The sequence below is a fragment of the Gammaproteobacteria bacterium genome (assembly GCA_015709615.1).
In the GTDB taxonomy this organism is placed as follows: Bacteria; Pseudomonadota; Gammaproteobacteria; order Burkholderiales; family Nitrosomonadaceae; genus Nitrosomonas.
This window is the reverse complement of sequence record CP054179.1, coordinates 791,491-808,933: the sequence shown is the minus strand read 5'-3', so window position 1 is coordinate 808,933 and position 17,443 is coordinate 791,491. Positions and strand designations below refer to the sequence as shown.

Below are 17,443 nucleotides of genomic sequence, written 5' to 3'. Positions count from 1 at the left end.
GAGAAAAGCGGAAAAGCAGAAAAGCAGAAAAGCAGAAAAACGACTAAAACCGAAGTGTGTCGGATGATTGCGTGTCAATCGATCCTGAAAACGTACTCGCATTGCAGGCATTCGTAGTTATCCAGCACCCGGTCGTCTATTATTTCTCCGATTTGCGCGCCTGCCATACCGCCGGAAACACCGCCGATCATGGCGCCGATCAGCGCACCGGCAACTCGGCCCATGAAAACACCGGATGGGCCGAAGAAAGCACCGACTTCACCGCCGATTTTTGCACCTTTGAGTGCATTGGAAATACCTTGAGCACCGCCAGCGACGATACCGATGCCGCAACAGACTTTTTTGCCCATATTGCGGGCTGTAATCAGGGTTGAACTGCATTTGGGGCAATGAATAGCCATAGAGAACTCCTTAAAAAACAAGAAAGAGAGCATTGATGATGCTCGATGGGTGTAAAAATATTAAAGAGGGTTTTATTAGGGAAAAACAGGGAGAGAAGCTGGTGAATCAGTGAAATTTGGTGAATTGAAGCTGGTAATTGTGGCAAAACTACTTTAAATCGATGTTTGCCGTGGCTTCAAAGAAAGTATATGTGACTGAAAGGTTTTAGGAGGGGATTTGCTTGCACAAACATTCAGTTGAATTGGCTGCTAAAAATGAGAGAATGCTTGCCTAGCCTGGAATAGACCGGTATTTAATACTTCATCAGTAATAAGCAGAAACAAAAGATGTAATACTCAATCTTGGATTAAAAACATTGATAAACAGACAGCTTTAGTTTGTCACTGCATCAAAGCTGTGACTTAAGCGGATAGTAAGTGATATTTTTATTACAATTTATGCCAGAAATACGCTACACCCCAGAATCGCTAAAATTAGGTATTGAATGAATAACGAACAAATCAAGCAACTGGAAAAAGAGCTTTGGGATTCTGCGGATAATCTGCGTGCCAACTCTAAGCTGACGGCAGCGGAGTATAAAGACCCTGTATTGGGACTGATTCTGCTGCGTTATGCTCAAAACCGCTACGAAGAAGCCAAGATTGCAATCGAAGCCTCTATCCCTGAAGGGCCGCGGGGTAAACGTGCTGCAACGCAAGCTGACTTCCTTGCTGCCGGTGCAATGATGCTGCCAGAGAAATCGCAATATGAACATCTTGCCAATCTGCCAGAGGGCGATGATGTCAACGAAGCAGTCAATGAAGCCATGCGCCTGATTGAAGCCAGCTACCCCGATCTTGCCGGTATCCTGCCAAAAAACTATCAGGAATTGGATTCCGATTTATTACGCGAGCTGATCCGGGTATTCAATAAAGATTCGGTGAAAACGCTTAAGGGGGACGTGTTTGGGCGTATTTATGAGTTTTTCTTGATGAAGTTTTCCATGAGCGGTGCAGGTGCTCAAGAAGGCGGTGAATTCTTTACGCCTCCATCACTGGTGCAGCTGATTGTTAATTTCATCGAGCCGGATCACGGCATTATTCATGATCCCGCCTGCGGTTCAGGTGGTATGTTTGTTCAGACTGGTCATTTTATAAAAGACCATAGCAAACGGGCTGTAAATGAAGCGATCAAGGTGTATGGCACTGAGCAAAAATCCAATAATACCCGCTTGGCCAAAATGAACCTTGCCATACACGGTATTGAGGGAAAAATCATCGAGAGCAACAGTTTCTACTCCGATCCGCACGATCTGATAGGCAAATGCGATTTCGTAATGGCAAATCCGCCGTTCAACGTCAACAAAGTAGACAAGAACAAAGATTTCGTCAAAACCGACAAGCGCTTGTTTAAGGATGTGGGTATTCCGAGGGCTGATAACGGCAACTATCTGTGGATTCAATATTTTTATCATTACTTGAATGAGAGTGGCCGTGCTGGATTTGTCATGGCATCCTCAGCGACCGATGCGGGGGCGAGTGAGAAACTTATCCGTCAAAAGCTGATTGAAACCGGTGCAGTGGATTGTATCGTGGCGGTGGGAAACAACTTCTTTTACACCCGTTCGCTACCCTGTCATTTATGGTTTCTGGATCGAGGTAAGCGACCCGAAAACATGCGCAAGATATTAATGATTGATGCACGGAATACTTTTCGTCAGATCAACACTACGCTGCGAGACTTCTCATCCGAACAGATGGAAGGCTTAACCTCAATCATAAAAGCTTATCGAGGTGAGGATGTTTCTAAGCAATTTACCAGCAATTCATGGCTGAAAGAACATTTCTCCGACGGGAAATATGAGGATGTCGAAGGTCTGTGCAAAATTGTGGATGTGGCAGAAGTTGAGGAAAATGATTGGAGCCTTACACCAGGCCGCTATGTGGGTTATTCCATCGAGCTTGATGAAGGGTTTGATTATGATGCACGTCTTGCCGAAATTCACAGTGAACTGGAAAGCTTGAGCTCTGAGGCCAGCAGCCTCATGCAACAAATTCTAAGAGGTGCGGCAAAATGAAGGAGTGGCAGTATTACAAACTGGATGAGCTTGGAACAGTTCGCAGAGGTCGCTCTCGCCATCGTCCAAGAAATGCTCCTCATCTATATGGGGGAAAATACCCGTTTGTCCAAACTGCAGACATAAAGGCCGCTAACTTATATCTTACTAGCTACACTCAGACTTATAGCGAAGCAGGCTTGGCACAAAGCAAGTTATGGGAGCCTGGGACACTATGCATTACGATCGCTGCAAACATTGCCGATACAGCTATCTTGGGAATTCCTGCATGTTTCCCAGACAGTGTAATAGGTTTTACCCCCTACGAGGGTAAATCAGATGCACGTTATATTAAATATTACTTTGATATTTTTCAGAAAACGTTCCAGCAAATTTCTCAGGGCGCGACTCAGGATAATCTAAGTGCAGAAAAACTGTTGAGCATGAAAATTCCTGCTCCTCCTCTGCCAACTCAACAAAAAATCGCAAGTATTTTATCCGCATACGACGATCTAATCGAAAACAACCTAAAACGGATCAAGCTACTCGAAGAAATGACGCAGATTACCTATGAAGAGTGGTTTGTGCGTATGCGTTTTCCTGGTTATGAATCAGTTTCAATCAATCTAAGCAATGGTCTCCCTGAAGGATGGGAATTATTGCCATTTGAAGATTTAGTAGATTTCAAAGAAGGGCCAGGATTGCGTAATTGGCAATATCGAAATGAGGGTATCCCTTTTTTAAATATCAGAGTTATTAAGGATGGGGATGTTGATTTACAAAAAGTACAATACCTTCATCCTGAAGAAGTTCATGCCAAGTATCAACACTTTCTTTTGCAGGAAAATGATCATGTAATATCCACATCTGGAACTTTGGGTAGGTTAACGACTATTCGAAAATGCCACTTACCTTTATGTTTGAATACTTCTCTTATAAGAATGAGGAAGAAAAATGAGAGATATGGTACTTGGCTAATCAAGCACATGCTATCTAGCGGTTTTTTTCAAAATAAATGTAAATAGCGGAGTAAAAATGTACCACTGAGGCGCACTGAATTTCGCGGGAATCTCGGAATAAAAGTGTACCAGTCTGAAGCCTGTAAGCTGATGCGATTAGCATCAAGTGAAAGGCGATGAGGATGTATACAGTGGAACTATATGTAAAGATTCGACGTGCGGTGATGGTAGAAGGCAGAAGCGAGCGCGAAGTTGCGCGTTATTTTGGAATTCACCGCAAGACTGTGAAGAAGATGTGTCAATACGCTGCACCGCCGGGTTATCGGCGCAAGCGCGAACCCGTATCTCCCAAGCTTGCTCCTTTCACTGGCATCATTGATGCTATTTTGGAAGCTGACAAACAAGTGCATGTTAAGCAGCGCCATACTGCGATACGGATATTGGAGCGGTTGCGTGAAGAACACGGCTTTACTGGTGGTTATACCATCGTACGTAACTATGTTAACAAGGCTGCAATTCGGCAGAAGGAAATGTTCATGCCGTTAGTGCACTTGCCTGGCCATGCCCAGGTAGACTTTGGTGAAGCCGATGGCTATATTGGTGGCAAACTGGTTCGATTCCATTATTTCTGCCTTGATATGCCGCATTCGGATGGTTGCTTTGTCAAAGCCTATCCAACTGAAGATACCGAATCCTTTCTGGATGGGCATGTTGCTGCCTTTGCATTTTTGGGTGGGATACCGCAATCGATCCTGTACGACAACACCAAGATTGCGGTGGCCAAGATACTGGGCGATGGCAAACGCCAGCGTACCAAGGCATTCAGCGAGCTGCAGAGCCACTATCTGTTTGAAGACAAGTTTGGGCGACCGGCCAAAGGCAACGACAAGGGGAAAGTTGAGGGCATGGTTGGTTACAGTCGCCGCCACTTCATGGTGCCGCTACCCATTGCTGCTGATTTTAATGCCCTGAATGCAAAATTGTTGGATGGGTGCATCAAGCGCCAACAGGCCAAGTTGCGGGGTCAAACTGAAACCATCGCTGAGCGCATGAAACGCGATACGGCTGCATTGATGGCTTTACCTGCAGTTGCTTTTGATGCCTGCCATAAGATTTCCACGCGTGTATCTTCATTATCGCTCGTGCGTTATCGAAGCAACGATTACTCGGTGCCTACTCAATACGGTCACTGGGAGGTACTGGTGAAGGGCTATGTGGATCGCGTAGAGATTTGCCTGGGCACAGATACGATTGCACGTCATGCGCGCAGCTACGGTCGGGAAGAATTCATATACAACCCCTTGCACTACCTGGCATTGTTAGAGCAGAAACCGCGTGCGCTCGATCAAGCGGCACCCTTGCAAGATTGGGTACTACCTGAAGTATTCGATCGGCTGCGTCGCGTGTTGGAAGTCCGCATGGAACGCCGTGGCCGCAAGGAATATATCCAGATTTTGCGGTTGCTGGAGAATTTTAGCCTAGCGCAAGTTGAGCAGGCAATCAAACAAGCGATGGGGTTCGGTACAATTGGTTTTGATGCCATCAAGCATTTGATTCTGTGCGCGATAGAGCAACGACCTGCCAAGCTCGATTTGATGCTCTATCCCTATTTACCCCGTGCCAGCGTGAAATCCACTGAACCACGATCGTATTTAAGCTTGCTGCAAGGATTCAAGTCAAGCCAATCTACGGAGGTGCGTTATGACTGATACCTCTATTCCCACCACGGTCGCGCCGCAAGTCTTGCTGATCAATCACTTCAAGACCCTAAAGTTACCAACCTTTGCACGTGAATATGAAAAGGTGGGACTCGAATGCGCACGTGAGGATGTTGATTATGCACGCTATTTATTGCGACTATGCGAACTGGAATGCATTGATCGTGAACGGCGGAATACCGAGCGGCGCATACGTCAGGCGAAATTCCCAGTAATTAAAAGCCTGGATACGTTCGACTTTGCTGCAATACCTGGACTGAATAAATCATTGATACTGGAGTTGATGCGCTGTGAATGGATCGATAAGCGCGAGAACATCATTGCGTTGGGCCCATCAGGCGTTGGCAAGACTCATATCGCATTGGCTTTAGGGCTGGCTGCCTGCCAAAAAGGCATGAGCGTTTTATTCACGACAGCTGCAGCGCTGGTGCATGAGTTAATGGAGGCGCGCGATGAAAAGCGATTACGTACCTTGCAAAAGCAATTGACCAACGTCAAATTGCTGATCATCGACGAACTGGGTTATGTGCCATTTACTGCAATTGGTTCAGAGCTCTTATTCGAAGTATTCAGCCGTCGATATGAACATGGATCCACTTTAGTCACATCGAATTTACCATTTGATGAGTGGACCAGTGTGTTGGGATCAGAACGATTGACCGGTGCGCTGTTGGATCGCTTAACCCATCATGTTCATATTCTGGAAATGAATGGAGAATCGTATCGCCTGGCCGCAAGCAAGAAACGGCAAAAGCAGACAGTACAAACCAAGCCTATAGAAAAGGAGGATGCCAGACCAATATAAAAGATTTTAGGGGAAACACTGCGCCTTTACTGAAACCCAAGAAATAAAAAATCAGAGGCGCAAAACCAGAGGTTAAATCCCTCTTTTTATTAACCTAACTGGTACACTCTTCGCGCGCTATTTGGTACCCTTTTACTCCGCCATTGACATATGTAAATAGCGGAGTAAAAATGTACCACTGAGGCGCACTGAATTTCGCGGGAATCTCGGAATAAAAGTGTACCAGTCTGAAGCCTGTAAGCTGATGCGATTAGCATCAAGTGAAAGGCGATGAGGATGTATACAGTGGAACTATATGTAAAGATTCGACGTGCGGTGATGGTAGAAGGCAGAAGCGAGCGCGAAGTTGCGCGTTATTTTGGAATTCACCGCAAGACTGTGAAGAAGATGTGTCAATACGCTGCACCGCCGGGTTATCGGCGCAAGCGCGAACCCGTATCTCCCAAGCTTGCTCCTTTCACTGGCATCATTGATGCTATTTTGGAAGCTGACAAACAAGTGCATGTTAAGCAGCGCCATACTGCGATACGGATATTGGAGCGGTTGCGTGAAGAACACGGCTTTACTGGTGGTTATACCATCGTACGTAACTATGTTAACAAGGCTGCAATTCGGCAGAAGGAAATGTTCATGCCGTTAGTGCACTTGCCTGGCCATGCCCAGGTAGACTTTGGTGAAGCCGATGGCTATATTGGTGGCAAACTGGTTCGATTCCATTATTTCTGCCTTGATATGCCGCATTCGGATGGTTGCTTTGTCAAAGCCTATCCAACTGAAGATACCGAATCCTTTCTGGATGGGCATGTTGCTGCCTTTGCATTTTTGGGTGGGATACCGCAATCGATCCTGTACGACAACACCAAGATTGCGGTGGCCAAGATACTGGGCGATGGCAAACGCCAGCGTACCAAGGCATTCAGCGAGCTGCAGAGCCACTATCTGTTTGAAGACAAGTTTGGGCGACCGGCCAAAGGCAACGACAAGGGGAAAGTTGAGGGCATGGTTGGTTACAGTCGCCGCCACTTCATGGTGCCGCTACCCATTGCTGCTGATTTTAATGCCCTGAATGCAAAATTGTTGGATGGGTGCATCAAGCGCCAACAGGCCAAGTTGCGGGGTCAAACTGAAACCATCGCTGAGCGCATGAAACGCGATACGGCTGCATTGATGGCTTTACCTGCAGTTGCTTTTGATGCCTGCCATAAGATTTCCACGCGTGTATCTTCATTATCGCTCGTGCGTTATCGAAGCAACGATTACTCGGTGCCTACTCAATACGGTCACTGGGAGGTACTGGTGAAGGGCTATGTGGATCGCGTAGAGATTTGCCTGGGCACAGATACGATTGCACGTCATGCGCGCAGCTACGGTCGGGAAGAATTCATATACAACCCCTTGCACTACCTGGCATTGTTAGAGCAGAAACCGCGTGCGCTCGATCAAGCGGCACCCTTGCAAGATTGGGTACTACCTGAAGTATTCGATCGGCTGCGTCGCGTGTTGGAAGTCCGCATGGAACGCCGTGGCCGCAAGGAATATATCCAGATTTTGCGGTTGCTGGAGAATTTTAGCCTAGCGCAAGTTGAGCAGGCAATCAAACAAGCGATGGGGTTCGGTACAATTGGTTTTGATGCCATCAAGCATTTGATTCTGTGCGCGATAGAGCAACGACCTGCCAAGCTCGATTTGATGCTCTATCCCTATTTACCCCGTGCCAGCGTGAAATCCACTGAACCACGATCGTATTTAAGCTTGCTGCAAGGATTCAAGTCAAGCCAATCTACGGAGGTGCGTTATGACTGATACCTCTATTCCCACCACGGTCGCGCCGCAAGTCTTGCTGATCAATCACTTCAAGACCCTAAAGTTACCAACCTTTGCACGTGAATATGAAAAGGTGGGACTCGAATGCGCACGTGAGGATGTTGATTATGCACGCTATTTATTGCGACTATGCGAACTGGAATGCATTGATCGTGAACGGCGGAATACCGAGCGGCGCATACGTCAGGCGAAATTCCCAGTAATTAAAAGCCTGGATACGTTCGACTTTGCTGCAATACCTGGACTGAATAAATCATTGATACTGGAGTTGATGCGCTGTGAATGGATCGATAAGCGCGAGAACATCATTGCGTTGGGCCCATCAGGCGTTGGCAAGACTCATATCGCATTGGCTTTAGGGCTGGCTGCCTGCCAAAAAGGCATGAGCGTTTTATTCACGACAGCTGCAGCGCTGGTGCATGAGTTAATGGAGGCGCGCGATGAAAAGCGATTACGTACCTTGCAAAAGCAATTGACCAACGTCAAATTGCTGATCATCGACGAACTGGGTTATGTGCCATTTACTGCAATTGGTTCAGAGCTCTTATTCGAAGTATTCAGCCGTCGATATGAACATGGATCCACTTTAGTCACATCGAATTTACCATTTGATGAGTGGACCAGTGTGTTGGGATCAGAACGATTGACCGGTGCGCTGTTGGATCGCTTAACCCATCATGTTCATATTCTGGAAATGAATGGAGAATCGTATCGCCTGGCCGCAAGCAAGAAACGGCAAAAGCAGACAGTACAAACCAAGCCTATAGAAAAGGAGGATGCCAGACCAATATAAAAGATTTTAGGGGAAACACTGCGCCTTTACTGAAACCCAAGAAATAAAAAATCAGAGGCGCAAAACCAGAGGTTAAATCCCTCTTTTTATTAACCTAACTGGTACACTCTTCGCGCGCTATTTGGTACCCTTTTACTCCGCCATTGACATATTTTTGGATTACTTCGGACAGCTGAAACAACTTGCAAAAAATCCAACAGCAGATAATTGTAAGGTGGTTCTGCAAGAGATACCAAATAATCGTCACTTAAGAGATCATTTTTTTAAGGAGATCGAAAACTTTTCTGCTTGGTTGCCCATGCTAAAAAGTAAAAATGTTTTTGAAGATGTACCATACAAATATGCTAGCGATGACGGTTACGTGATTACTCAACCATGGCCACCGTTAGATTTTTTGATCCGCATTGTTGAAGAAAGTAATGATTATAAAACCTTAAAGCAAGTTGCTGATATTGCATTCTGTATTCCAGAAACTAAGAATGCGCGAGTAAATATTGATTTATTGGATCTTGCTGCAAAGTTACCAGCTCAACTATCTTCAGAATTGATGCCTCGCATTATGTCTGCCTTAAATAGCGAAGGACTATACCTAATGGGGGATATGATTTCTGGTTTACTCATAAAATTCAATGAGGCTGGCTTTAAGGAAAATCTATTAGAAATCTCTGAAAAAGTGATATTTGATGAAAAATTTAATCCTTATTTTAAAGATACATATATTGGAAACAATACAGATTTTTACTTTTATGACAGCCTATTAACTGTATTAAGTGGTTTTAACCATAAAGATATTCTTCGATTATTACATGATAGAGCGCTTGAGGGACTTTCGCTTACATACGAAGATAATCATCACGAGAAATATAATACTATGTATTGGACACATGTTTTTGACGATGAAGTCGAAAATGATGGCCTTGCTCTAATGTATGTTTCTAAACTCTTCCTTTCGATCAAAAATTTAATGTCATCGAGTAATGCAACATTAGAAGAGATTGTGATAATGCTTTCTGAAGGTAACAAGGAGAAAAACTGGCATATCATTGATGCGTTAATACTTAAAATCTTAGAAACATATGATGAACAGCAAACTTATGATAGTTACAGAATTGATTTACATAACAAGTTAGCTGATTATGAAGAAAATAGACGCAATAGAGGAGAGTCACAAGCAATAAGATCTAACCATGTTAGTCCCTACTCAGAAGAAGAGCTTTCTTCTTTGACTGCTATTGATGTTTTAGAAAGACTTCGGAAATATGAAGGTCCTGTCGTCGATGATTATTTTAATGAATCGCCATCCAGGATAGGTTTAAGGCAATGTGTAGAGCGTCAAATCAAGCAAAGACCTAAAGAGTTTGTTGAATGTTTAGAAGTTTTCATGAAGCTAGAAAATGATGATTGCGCAAATCTTATATGCTCTTTTACCCAAGCAGATTTTGTTTCAGATACTGTGTTTGAAAAAGCTTATTTAGCTTTAATAAATGAGTTTATTGAAAACAGGTATGATTTTTCTTCAGAACAAAACCGACGCAATTTTTCACAGAGTGTTTGTAGAATATTCAGAAAAATATATAGTTCTCCTGATTGTTATTTAAGATTAAATGGCTTTGCTTTCAAAGCGCTAGATAAAATTATTAACGATAAATCAATTAGTTCTGCAATACTTTCCTCAACAAGAGTAAACAGATTCCACGAATTAGCTCTGCATGCTCTTAATACTCCATTTGTAGAGGCTTTTGGCTGTTTTTTAGACTGTTATTTAACCCCGGATACAAAATGGAAAGATATTCGGTCGCGTGAAGATATAGATGCTTTCAAGTCGTATATCCTGAGTTCTGTACGTGTGAATGCAAGTGCCTCATTTTGTTTTAAACTTGGACAGAAAATATACCTTCTCCATGCACTGGATGAAAAATGGTTCGTTTGCAATCTTAAAAATATTGTGCTGAATAATTATCCTAATGAACTTTGGGAAGCCTTTATAGCTGGCGTGATGGAACAACGTTTTATTTGCAACGATTTTCTTGATGATATATATCGAAATGCAATTCGGCATGTCAGCACTGAGGAATATTTATCCAATCCTTACGAACGAGATGATTTTTCAATTGAAAAAGGAATAGCAAAACATATTAGTTTCTTTTACTGCCAGTTAGATGAGCAAAATTGCAAAGCGGATAGTCTTACTAATTTTATTTTTGTTCATGGATCCTTACCATTGAAACGCGCGTTCTTAAGCAAAGCGGATTATCAGCTTAAAAAAGACGATTGTCCTGTTAATGCGTTTTATAAAATTAAGGAGCTGATAGATTGGAGATACGAGGAGCTTGGAAAAACAAATTTTGCTTCCGATAGAACCTCTGAGCTTACTGGTTTCTTTGTTCTTTTCCCTTCTTTAGTAAAATTCGATCCTGAATGGTCTCTAAGGTATCTGTGCGAATTCATGACGTTATTTGAGCTAAACGATCAATCCTCTTATCAATTTTCAATTATAGATAGTCTTGTCGGACAAGCGGAAAGATTTCCATTTTTAACTGCGCAATCCTTATTATCTTTGGTAAAGCATAGCAAGAAGAATTTGCATTATTTTAGTAGGTTAAAAATGCTAATTGAGGCTCTTCATCATCATGGCAGAGACGATACTCATAGCATTTTGAAAGAAGTTGTATCGCGACTTTCATCAAAAGGTATCTGCCCCGAATTAACAGAGTTGTTTTCCGGGGCTCGGCTGACCATCTCTGGTCAGCCATAATGAAGTAATTTTTTTTAAAAAACGCCTACAAAATAGAAACCCTAAATATTTTAGGGTAAATTAAATTCATTATTACTGCATGATAAGAGATTACTTTCGATAATTTTGTTTTATTTGTTATGTTAGCAAAACTCAATAATCTTTATTGGCACATTCGATACACGCGTAATAAATCCATTAAGCGATGAAGTTCTCATTGATATTACGCAAGATACTGCTGACAAAAAAATAAAAAGCTTGAAAGGGCGCGCTAACCGATTCCTAACGCGAATTTCTTTGTCCTGGTTGCTTCATATTGTTGAACGTTATTTCCTGCCGACCCATAAACCACTTTCATCAAAGCATAGTGATTTTGAGTATCCAGCTGCATTCCACAGCGCATCAAACGCTGGCCGTACTGCTTTATGGTATTGATTAATATCCCCATATTCTTCTAAAATACATACCTGTATCCCAGAAAAGAAATATTGAGCGCACAAAATTATCTGAAATACTTTAGGCACATGCCCCAATTTTTTCTACATAAACCAGCCTTGACATAGAACCAGCTTTTTCAACAGGTCGTCTGAATTACTACAGTTTATCGATATATTCTCCCCACTTCGTCATTAACTCACGTCGTTTTTCAAATAAATCACTTCTTCGGTAAGCAGCTTCTGTTTGGTTCTCGATCACATGAGCTAATGCCGCTTCGCAAACTTCCCGTGAAAAATTGGTTTTGTCGCCACACCAATCACGAAATGAACTTCGTAGGCCATGTATGGTAGCTTCAGGGTAAGAAACGCTTTTGAGCATTTTACTAATGGCCACGTCGCTGAGTTTCCGGCCAAACACATGATCATCATTCCCTGATTTATATTTTTCCAATAAAGTCACTATTTCCAGGCACTCACGGCTTAACGGCACACGGTGCATTCGACCCGATTTCATTCGGTTGGCTGGAATTGTCCATGTTTTTGTGGTCTTATCGATTTCACCCCAAGTCATGCCGCGTGCTTCTGAACTTCTGCAAGCAGTCAGAGCTATCCATCTAACGCAATAAGCGCTCATGCTGGTTTCGTCTTTTGCACGCAATGCTTCCATGACTTCAATCAACTTGCCATAGGGAATCGCATTAAAATGAACGACAGGAGTTACTTTCTTCGGTGCTGGAAATATGTGGTCTAAACAACCTTTCCATCGAGCGGGGTTGCTCTTATCTATATTTTCATGAAGAAAAGCGTAATCCAGCACTACTTCTATTCGCTGTCTTACCCTTGATGCGGTTTCCGTCTTATCTTTCCAGATTGGGTTAAGCACGGCTTTAACATCATCCACGCCAATATTTATGATGGATTTATCGCCAATGAATGGAAACGCATATTGCATAAGCGTGTTTCTCCATTGGGCCTCGTGCTTGCTGTTCCGCCATCCAGTTTTTTTATGTTCTATGCATTCGAGCGCATAGTCAGCGAAGGTCTTGCTAGGCTTTTCTATTCGCAATACTTCTTTAGGAGATTGGCCATTTGCGATTGCGCGCCGCATGTTACCGGCGATTTCACGGGCCTCAGCTAGCGTTCTATCCGTTGTTGAGCCTAATCCAAGCTCGATAGCTCGGCCATTTTGCTTATATCGGAATACCCAACTGCGAGAACCGGAATCTCTTACCCGTAAAAGCAGATTATCACCGTCCGAGTGAGTGCCGGGTGGGAGAGAATTGATTTGTACTGCTTTTAGTCTTTTGACTTCCTTTGCCATCTCGTCTTGCCATCCGTCTTTCCCGAAAAGTTGGATGACATTATATTCCGCGAGCTTCCTTTGGACAAACTTCTAAGTGAATCTATTGATTTATTGTATTATTTGTACTGTTTTGGATTTCTTTGGACTATTGATTGGCGGAGAGAGAGGGATTCGAACCCTCGATAAGCTTTTTGAGCCTATACTCCCTTAGCAGGGGAGCGCCTTCGACCACTCGGCCATCTCTCCGTAAATTACTGCAATATGACTGTTTTATTGAAAGTTGATGCTATCTTTTTTAGAGTGCTTGCTCAAGGTCAAACGCTTTATGAAGCACTCTGACCGCTAATTCCATATATTTTTCATCGACGACAACCGACACCTTGATTTCGGAGGTGGCAATCATTTGGATGTTAATACCTTCTTCGGCCAATACGCGGAACATTTTACTGGCGATGCCTGCGTGCGAGCGCATGCCGACACCCACAACCGATACTTTTGCGATTCTATCACCTCCAAGCACATCGCGTGCGCCAATGTGGGGTTGGATCTTCTCTTTCAGAATGTTCATCGTATTTTTGAATTCATTGCGATGAACGGTAAATGAAAAATCTGTTAAGCCGTCGTGTCCTACATTCTGAATGATCATATCCACATCGATATTGGCATCGGCTACTGGGCCAAGGATTTGATAGGCAATACCAGGATGATCGGGAACACCCAGCACGGTAATTTTCGCTTCATCACGGTTGAATGCGATACCGGAAATAACGGCTTGTTCCATATTTTCATCTTCCTCAAAAGTAATTAAGGTGCCTTGACCTTCTTCTTCAAAGCTCGATAAGACTCTCAGCTTAACTTTGTATTTCCCGGCAAATTCCACCGACCGCAATTGCAATACCTTTGAGCCCAAGCTGGCCATCTCCAGCATTTCCTCAAAGGTAATTGTGTTTAACCTTCTGGCTTCGGCGACAACGCGAGGATCCGTAGTATAAATTCCATCCACATCCGTATAGATCTGACATTCATCCGCTTTTAGGGCTGCTGCCAATGCAACACCCGTAGTATCCGATCCGCCGCGGCCGAGCGTTGTGATGTTTCCCTTTTCGTCGGCGCCTTGAAATCCGGCGACAACAACGACATAACCGGCATCCAGATCTGCACGGATTTTCGCTTCGTCTATACTGAGGATACGGGCTTTGGTATGCGTGCTGTCAGTCAGAATTCTAACTTGCGGCCCGGTATAGCTTTTTGCTTTGACATTTAATTCCATCAAGGCCATCGCCAATAGTGCGATGGATACTTGTTCGCCGGTCGAAATCATGACATCCAATTCGCGAGGATTGGGGTTCTCTTGAACCTCGTGAGCCAGAGCAATCAATCGGTTCGTTTCGCCACTCATAGCTGAAACGACAACGACAATCTGATGTCCTTGCGAATGAAATTTCGCTACCCGGCGTGCAACGTTTTTTATCCGCTCAGTGCTGCCAACCGATGTGCCGCCATATTTTTGTACGTAAAAAGCCACGAATTAATGACCCGCTAAATTTCAGAATTGGAAAACCGCGTAATTCTACACACTTCGTTTATAGAAAACCAGATTAAGCCGTTTCAGAAAATCGTAAACTGCCTCCCATTTCTAGTTGCGTGCTTGCATGACTACTCTCATTCACAAGAATTTTTACGATTTCTGAGTGTGGATTGATTTTTTGATAATCCTTCCAGAATGTTAAGGATTCCGGAAAGATAAATGGAATAGCTAAAACACGCTCAACTATGATTCAGGCTTGTTAGCTGGATTGCAAAGGAGAACCCGCCTCACGAGTTGATAGCACTGAAATTTACTGATTGATTCAGCTCATTTCAACGAGCGCGCATTGTAAATGAAAATGACATTTTGTCAAGATTAATCAGTATTTTCCGGTGCGATGCGTGATTTTACATCGCCGGGTTATTTTTCAGTCTGTTTAATAAAATCGCTTGCAATTCGCTATTGATCCAAGCTTTGTTCGGTATAGCCCAGAGCCTGCTGTGCGCGAACGCTCTACACTGTAGCGCATTTTCTTCTGGCATGAGGACGATGGCAGTTTCGGCAAAATCAATTTCTTTCTGCACGAAGCGATGATTTTCCGCATACGAGTGCAGTTCGGCATCAAGGCCAATTTTTTGCATAAGATCAAAGAGCCATTGGGCATTATCGGAATCGGTAACGATATGGATCGGCTTATTTCTAAAATCGGAAACGGTTTTATGCGTTTCCGGATGAAGCAGATTATAGGCCGTTTCGTTGATCAACTTCATATTATAAGTTTTGCCTAATTTGCTTGGATTAACATAATGATTCTGCGTGTTACTCGTTACGATAATGCGGTTTTCTGATAAATCGCTCAGAGCTGCGCGCAAAGGACCGGCAGGTAGCAGTAGTCCATTACCGAAGCTTTGCTCGCTACAATCGACCACAATGAGTTCGATATCACGTTCCAGGCGGAAATATTGCAGACCGTCATTGCAGATGATGATATTGCAGTCAGGATGCGCAGTCAGAAGCGCTTGAGCAACGGCGGCTCTGTCGTTTCCAATCCAGACGGGGCATGATTCTCCGCATGAATGCGCCAGCAAAATTGCTCTGCTGTCGCTAACTTGATCCTTGCCGCCGCTCAGAGTCACCGCTACCGGCGGTCCGGAATTTTCCGCATGACCGCGTGTGATGATTCCGGGGCGAAAACCTTGCGTCAGTAACAAATCGACCAGCCAGAGCAGCAGCGGAGTTTTGCCTCCGTCGCTGATACTGACACTGTCGACAACGATCAGAGGCACCGGCAGTTTGATCGAAGGAAAAATATCCAGCCAGTAACATAATTTTTTTAATAAAGTGAAAAAGCGATACAAAACGCTCAACGGCCACAACAGAATGTGCAGCGGGGTAATGCGATGCCAATAAAGCTCTGACAGTTTCATATTTTGCTTTTGTGCGGAATTTCGATAGGGTGGAAATAGTACATGCGATTACAATTGCTATCCAGAGGCTGCCGGAGGAAATGAAATTTATGCCTGATTCATATTCGCTCCTTATGATTTGTGCGAGTATCCGGCATAATCTCAATATTCTCAATTTATTTAATCTTCCGTATTCATCGCGCCACGGCTGCACGCATAATTGAAAAAGAGCAAGAAGAATCATGAAAATACCTGTAAATCGATTGCTTGTTCCCACGCTGTCGGGAGACGGCGAGCCTAAAAAGCCGCATCAAATCGCTTATACCGATTGGGGGGATCCGCAAAATCCGCATGTCGTGGTCTGTGTTCACGGCTTGACGCGTAATTGCCGCGATTTTGATTATCTGGCGCAAACGCTACAAGCGGATTGCCGGGTGATTTGCGTCGATGTCGTCGGGCGCGGTCAAAGCGATTGGCTCGAGCACGCGCACGATTACGACTATTACCCGTTATATCTGTCCGATGCGATATCGCTGGTGGCACATATCCAATCGCAATACGAAAAAAAAATCACCTTGGATTGGGTCGGTATTTCCATGGGGGGATTGATCGGTATGATCCTGGCGATACAACCCAATCAGCCGGTAGCGATCAATAAACTGGTTTTGAGCGATATCGGCCCGCTCATTCCAGCCGTGGCGTTGCGCAGAATCGCCGATTATGTCGGCAAAGATCCGCGTTTCGGCAGTTTTGAAGAATTCAAGCAGTATATGAAAGCGATTTCCATATCATTCGGCCCGTTGTCGGAAGCGCAATGGCATCACATGGCAATTCATACCGCCCGGGAATATCCCGACGGTACTTACGGTTTCCGCTACGACCCGAGGATTGCCGTCAGCTTCCAAGAGCATGAAATCACCGATATCGATTTGTGGGCGCAGTGGGATCAGTTGAAAGTGCCGACTTTGGTTCTGCGCGGCACGGAATCGGATATTTTGTCAGCGGAAACGGCTACGCAAATGCAATTGCGCGGCGCAAAAGCCCAAGTCGTCGAATTGCCTGGCATCGGCCATGCGCCTATGTTAATGGATGACCATCAAATAAAAATTGTGCGCGATTTTATCTTGGGTGAGCGCAACAATTTGTCTTGAGCACGCGGCTTGCGAGCATTTCGAACCAAATTTCCACGCAGCATGACTGCACATAGAAGTTTTTCACGGCTTTCTTAAGTTTTTTGCCGCATGTTTTACGAACCCGCGGTTTATAGTCCGGTACTTTCTCCCTCTTCTCCCTCTTCTCCCTCTTCTCCCTCTTCTCCCTCTTCTCCCTCTTCTCACTATTCATAAGCTTATTCTCAGCGAGTAATAAGCTTCTATTTACTAAAAATAAATTCCGTTTCCACTGCGCATGAATTACGTCCGGGCGTGAGCGAATCAAGCCTGCGGCAAATTGCCGCGCGGCGTTTTGTCACATTCCCAACGGCATAGGTTTACTTTAAA

Annotated in this window: 13 protein-coding genes and 1 tRNA gene; 8 read left to right on the top strand and 6 right to left on the bottom strand. The window is 44.2% G+C overall.

From position 1 onward, the window contains the following. Nucleotides 1–74 precede the first annotated feature (74 nt). The gene (locus HRU77_03900; protein ID QOJ19913.1) at nucleotides 75–401 is read right to left on the bottom strand and encodes a hypothetical protein; all 327 of its coding nucleotides are present in this window, start codon (nucleotides 399–401) and stop codon (nucleotides 75–77) included. 485 nt (nucleotides 402–886) lie between these two features. On the opposite strand from HRU77_03900, the gene HRU77_03895 reads away from it, so the two are divergent. The 7 genes from HRU77_03895 to HRU77_03865 all read left to right on the top strand — a co-directional run bounded on the left by HRU77_03895 (nucleotide 887) and on the right by HRU77_03865 (nucleotide 11,291). Next, a complete protein-coding gene (locus HRU77_03895; GenBank protein QOJ19912.1) occupies nucleotides 887–2,458 on the top strand; it encodes an SAM-dependent DNA methyltransferase in 1,572 nt (523 codons plus the stop codon). Next, nucleotides 2,455–3,462, top strand: a complete 1,008-nt coding sequence (locus tag HRU77_03890) for a restriction endonuclease subunit S (GenBank protein ID QOJ19911.1) — start codon at nucleotides 2,455–2,457, stop codon at nucleotides 3,460–3,462. The genes HRU77_03895 and HRU77_03890 overlap by 4 nt, the downstream gene beginning before the upstream one ends. 116 nt (nucleotides 3,463–3,578) lie before the next feature. Further along, entirely contained in the window at nucleotides 3,579–5,105 is a 1,527-nt protein-coding gene (locus tag HRU77_03885) for an IS21 family transposase (protein ID QOJ19910.1), read from the top strand. Continuing rightward, on the top strand, nucleotides 5,098–5,919 hold the full coding sequence (locus tag HRU77_03880; GenBank protein QOJ19909.1) for an ATP-binding protein: 822 nt from the start codon (nucleotides 5,098–5,100) through the stop codon (nucleotides 5,917–5,919). Before HRU77_03885 ends, HRU77_03880 begins: the two co-directional genes overlap by 8 nt. Nucleotides 5,920–6,195: 276 nt before the next feature. Next, entirely contained in the window at nucleotides 6,196–7,722 is a 1,527-nt protein-coding gene (locus tag HRU77_03875) for an IS21 family transposase (GenBank protein QOJ19908.1), read from the top strand. Next, a complete protein-coding gene (locus HRU77_03870; protein ID QOJ19907.1) occupies nucleotides 7,715–8,536 on the top strand; it encodes an ATP-binding protein in 822 nt (273 codons plus the stop codon). Before HRU77_03875 ends, HRU77_03870 begins: the two co-directional genes overlap by 8 nt. 154 nt (nucleotides 8,537–8,690) lie before the next feature. Next, nucleotides 8,691–11,291, top strand: a complete 2,601-nt coding sequence (locus HRU77_03865; GenBank protein ID QOJ19906.1) for a hypothetical protein — start codon at nucleotides 8,691–8,693, stop codon at nucleotides 11,289–11,291. Nucleotides 11,292–11,864: 573 nt separating this feature from the next. Here the strand turns inward: HRU77_03865 and HRU77_03860 are convergent. From HRU77_03860 to lpxK, 4 genes are all read right to left on the bottom strand, one after another. Next, the gene (locus HRU77_03860; GenBank protein QOJ19905.1) at nucleotides 11,865–13,028 is read right to left on the bottom strand and encodes an integrase arm-type DNA-binding domain-containing protein; all 1,164 of its coding nucleotides are present in this window, start codon (nucleotides 13,026–13,028) and stop codon (nucleotides 11,865–11,867) included. A gap of 135 nt (nucleotides 13,029–13,163) precedes the next feature. Next, nucleotides 13,164–13,256, bottom strand: a tRNA-Ser gene (locus HRU77_03855). Between the two features lie 49 nt (nucleotides 13,257–13,305). Beyond that, on the bottom strand, nucleotides 13,306–14,535 hold the full coding sequence (locus HRU77_03850) for an aspartate kinase (GenBank protein QOJ19904.1): 1,230 nt from the start codon (nucleotides 14,533–14,535) through the stop codon (nucleotides 13,306–13,308). A gap of 410 nt (nucleotides 14,536–14,945) precedes the next feature. Next, complete coding sequence (lpxK, locus tag HRU77_03845) at nucleotides 14,946–15,965, bottom strand: tetraacyldisaccharide 4'-kinase (GenBank protein QOJ19903.1); 1,020 nt, start codon at nucleotides 15,963–15,965, stop codon at nucleotides 14,946–14,948. Nucleotides 15,966–16,186: 221 nt separating this feature from the next. Here lpxK and HRU77_03840 point away from each other — a divergent pair, with 221 nt between their 5' ends. Continuing rightward, nucleotides 16,187–17,095 (top strand): alpha/beta hydrolase, encoded by a 909-nt coding sequence (locus tag HRU77_03840; protein ID QOJ19902.1) that lies wholly within the window; start codon nucleotides 16,187–16,189, stop codon nucleotides 17,093–17,095. Here HRU77_03840 and HRU77_03835 read toward each other — a convergent pair. Further along, entirely contained in the window at nucleotides 17,064–17,288 is a 225-nt protein-coding gene (locus tag HRU77_03835) for a hypothetical protein (GenBank protein ID QOJ19901.1), read from the bottom strand. The two genes, HRU77_03840 and HRU77_03835, sit on opposite strands and share 32 nt — an antisense overlap. Nucleotides 17,289–17,443 lie beyond the last annotated feature (155 nt).

Excerpts from the sequence above, each read along its gene's own strand:
- HRU77_03900 (QOJ19913.1), bottom strand. The coding sequence starts at position 401 with ATGGCTATTCATTGCCCCAAATGCAGTTCAACCCTGATTACAGCCCGC.
- HRU77_03895 (QOJ19912.1), top strand. The coding sequence starts at position 887 with ATGAATAACGAACAAATCAAGCAACTGGAAAAAGAGCTTTGGGATTCT.
- HRU77_03890 (QOJ19911.1), top strand. The coding sequence starts at position 2,455 with ATGAAGGAGTGGCAGTATTACAAACTGGATGAGCTTGGAACAGTTCGC.
- HRU77_03885 (QOJ19910.1), top strand. The coding sequence starts at position 3,579 with ATGTATACAGTGGAACTATATGTAAAGATTCGACGTGCGGTGATGGTA.
- HRU77_03880 (QOJ19909.1), top strand. The coding sequence starts at position 5,098 with ATGACTGATACCTCTATTCCCACCACGGTCGCGCCGCAAGTCTTGCTG.
- HRU77_03875 (QOJ19908.1), top strand. The coding sequence starts at position 6,196 with ATGTATACAGTGGAACTATATGTAAAGATTCGACGTGCGGTGATGGTA.
- HRU77_03870 (QOJ19907.1), top strand. The coding sequence starts at position 7,715 with ATGACTGATACCTCTATTCCCACCACGGTCGCGCCGCAAGTCTTGCTG.
- HRU77_03860 (QOJ19905.1), bottom strand. The coding sequence starts at position 13,028 with ATGGCAAAGGAAGTCAAAAGACTAAAAGCAGTACAAATCAATTCTCTC.
- lpxK (QOJ19903.1), bottom strand. The coding sequence starts at position 15,965 with ATGAAACTGTCAGAGCTTTATTGGCATCGCATTACCCCGCTGCACATT.
- HRU77_03840 (QOJ19902.1), top strand. The coding sequence starts at position 16,187 with ATGAAAATACCTGTAAATCGATTGCTTGTTCCCACGCTGTCGGGAGAC.
- HRU77_03835 (QOJ19901.1), bottom strand. The coding sequence starts at position 17,288 with ATGAATAGTGAGAAGAGGGAGAAGAGGGAGAAGAGGGAGAAGAGGGAG.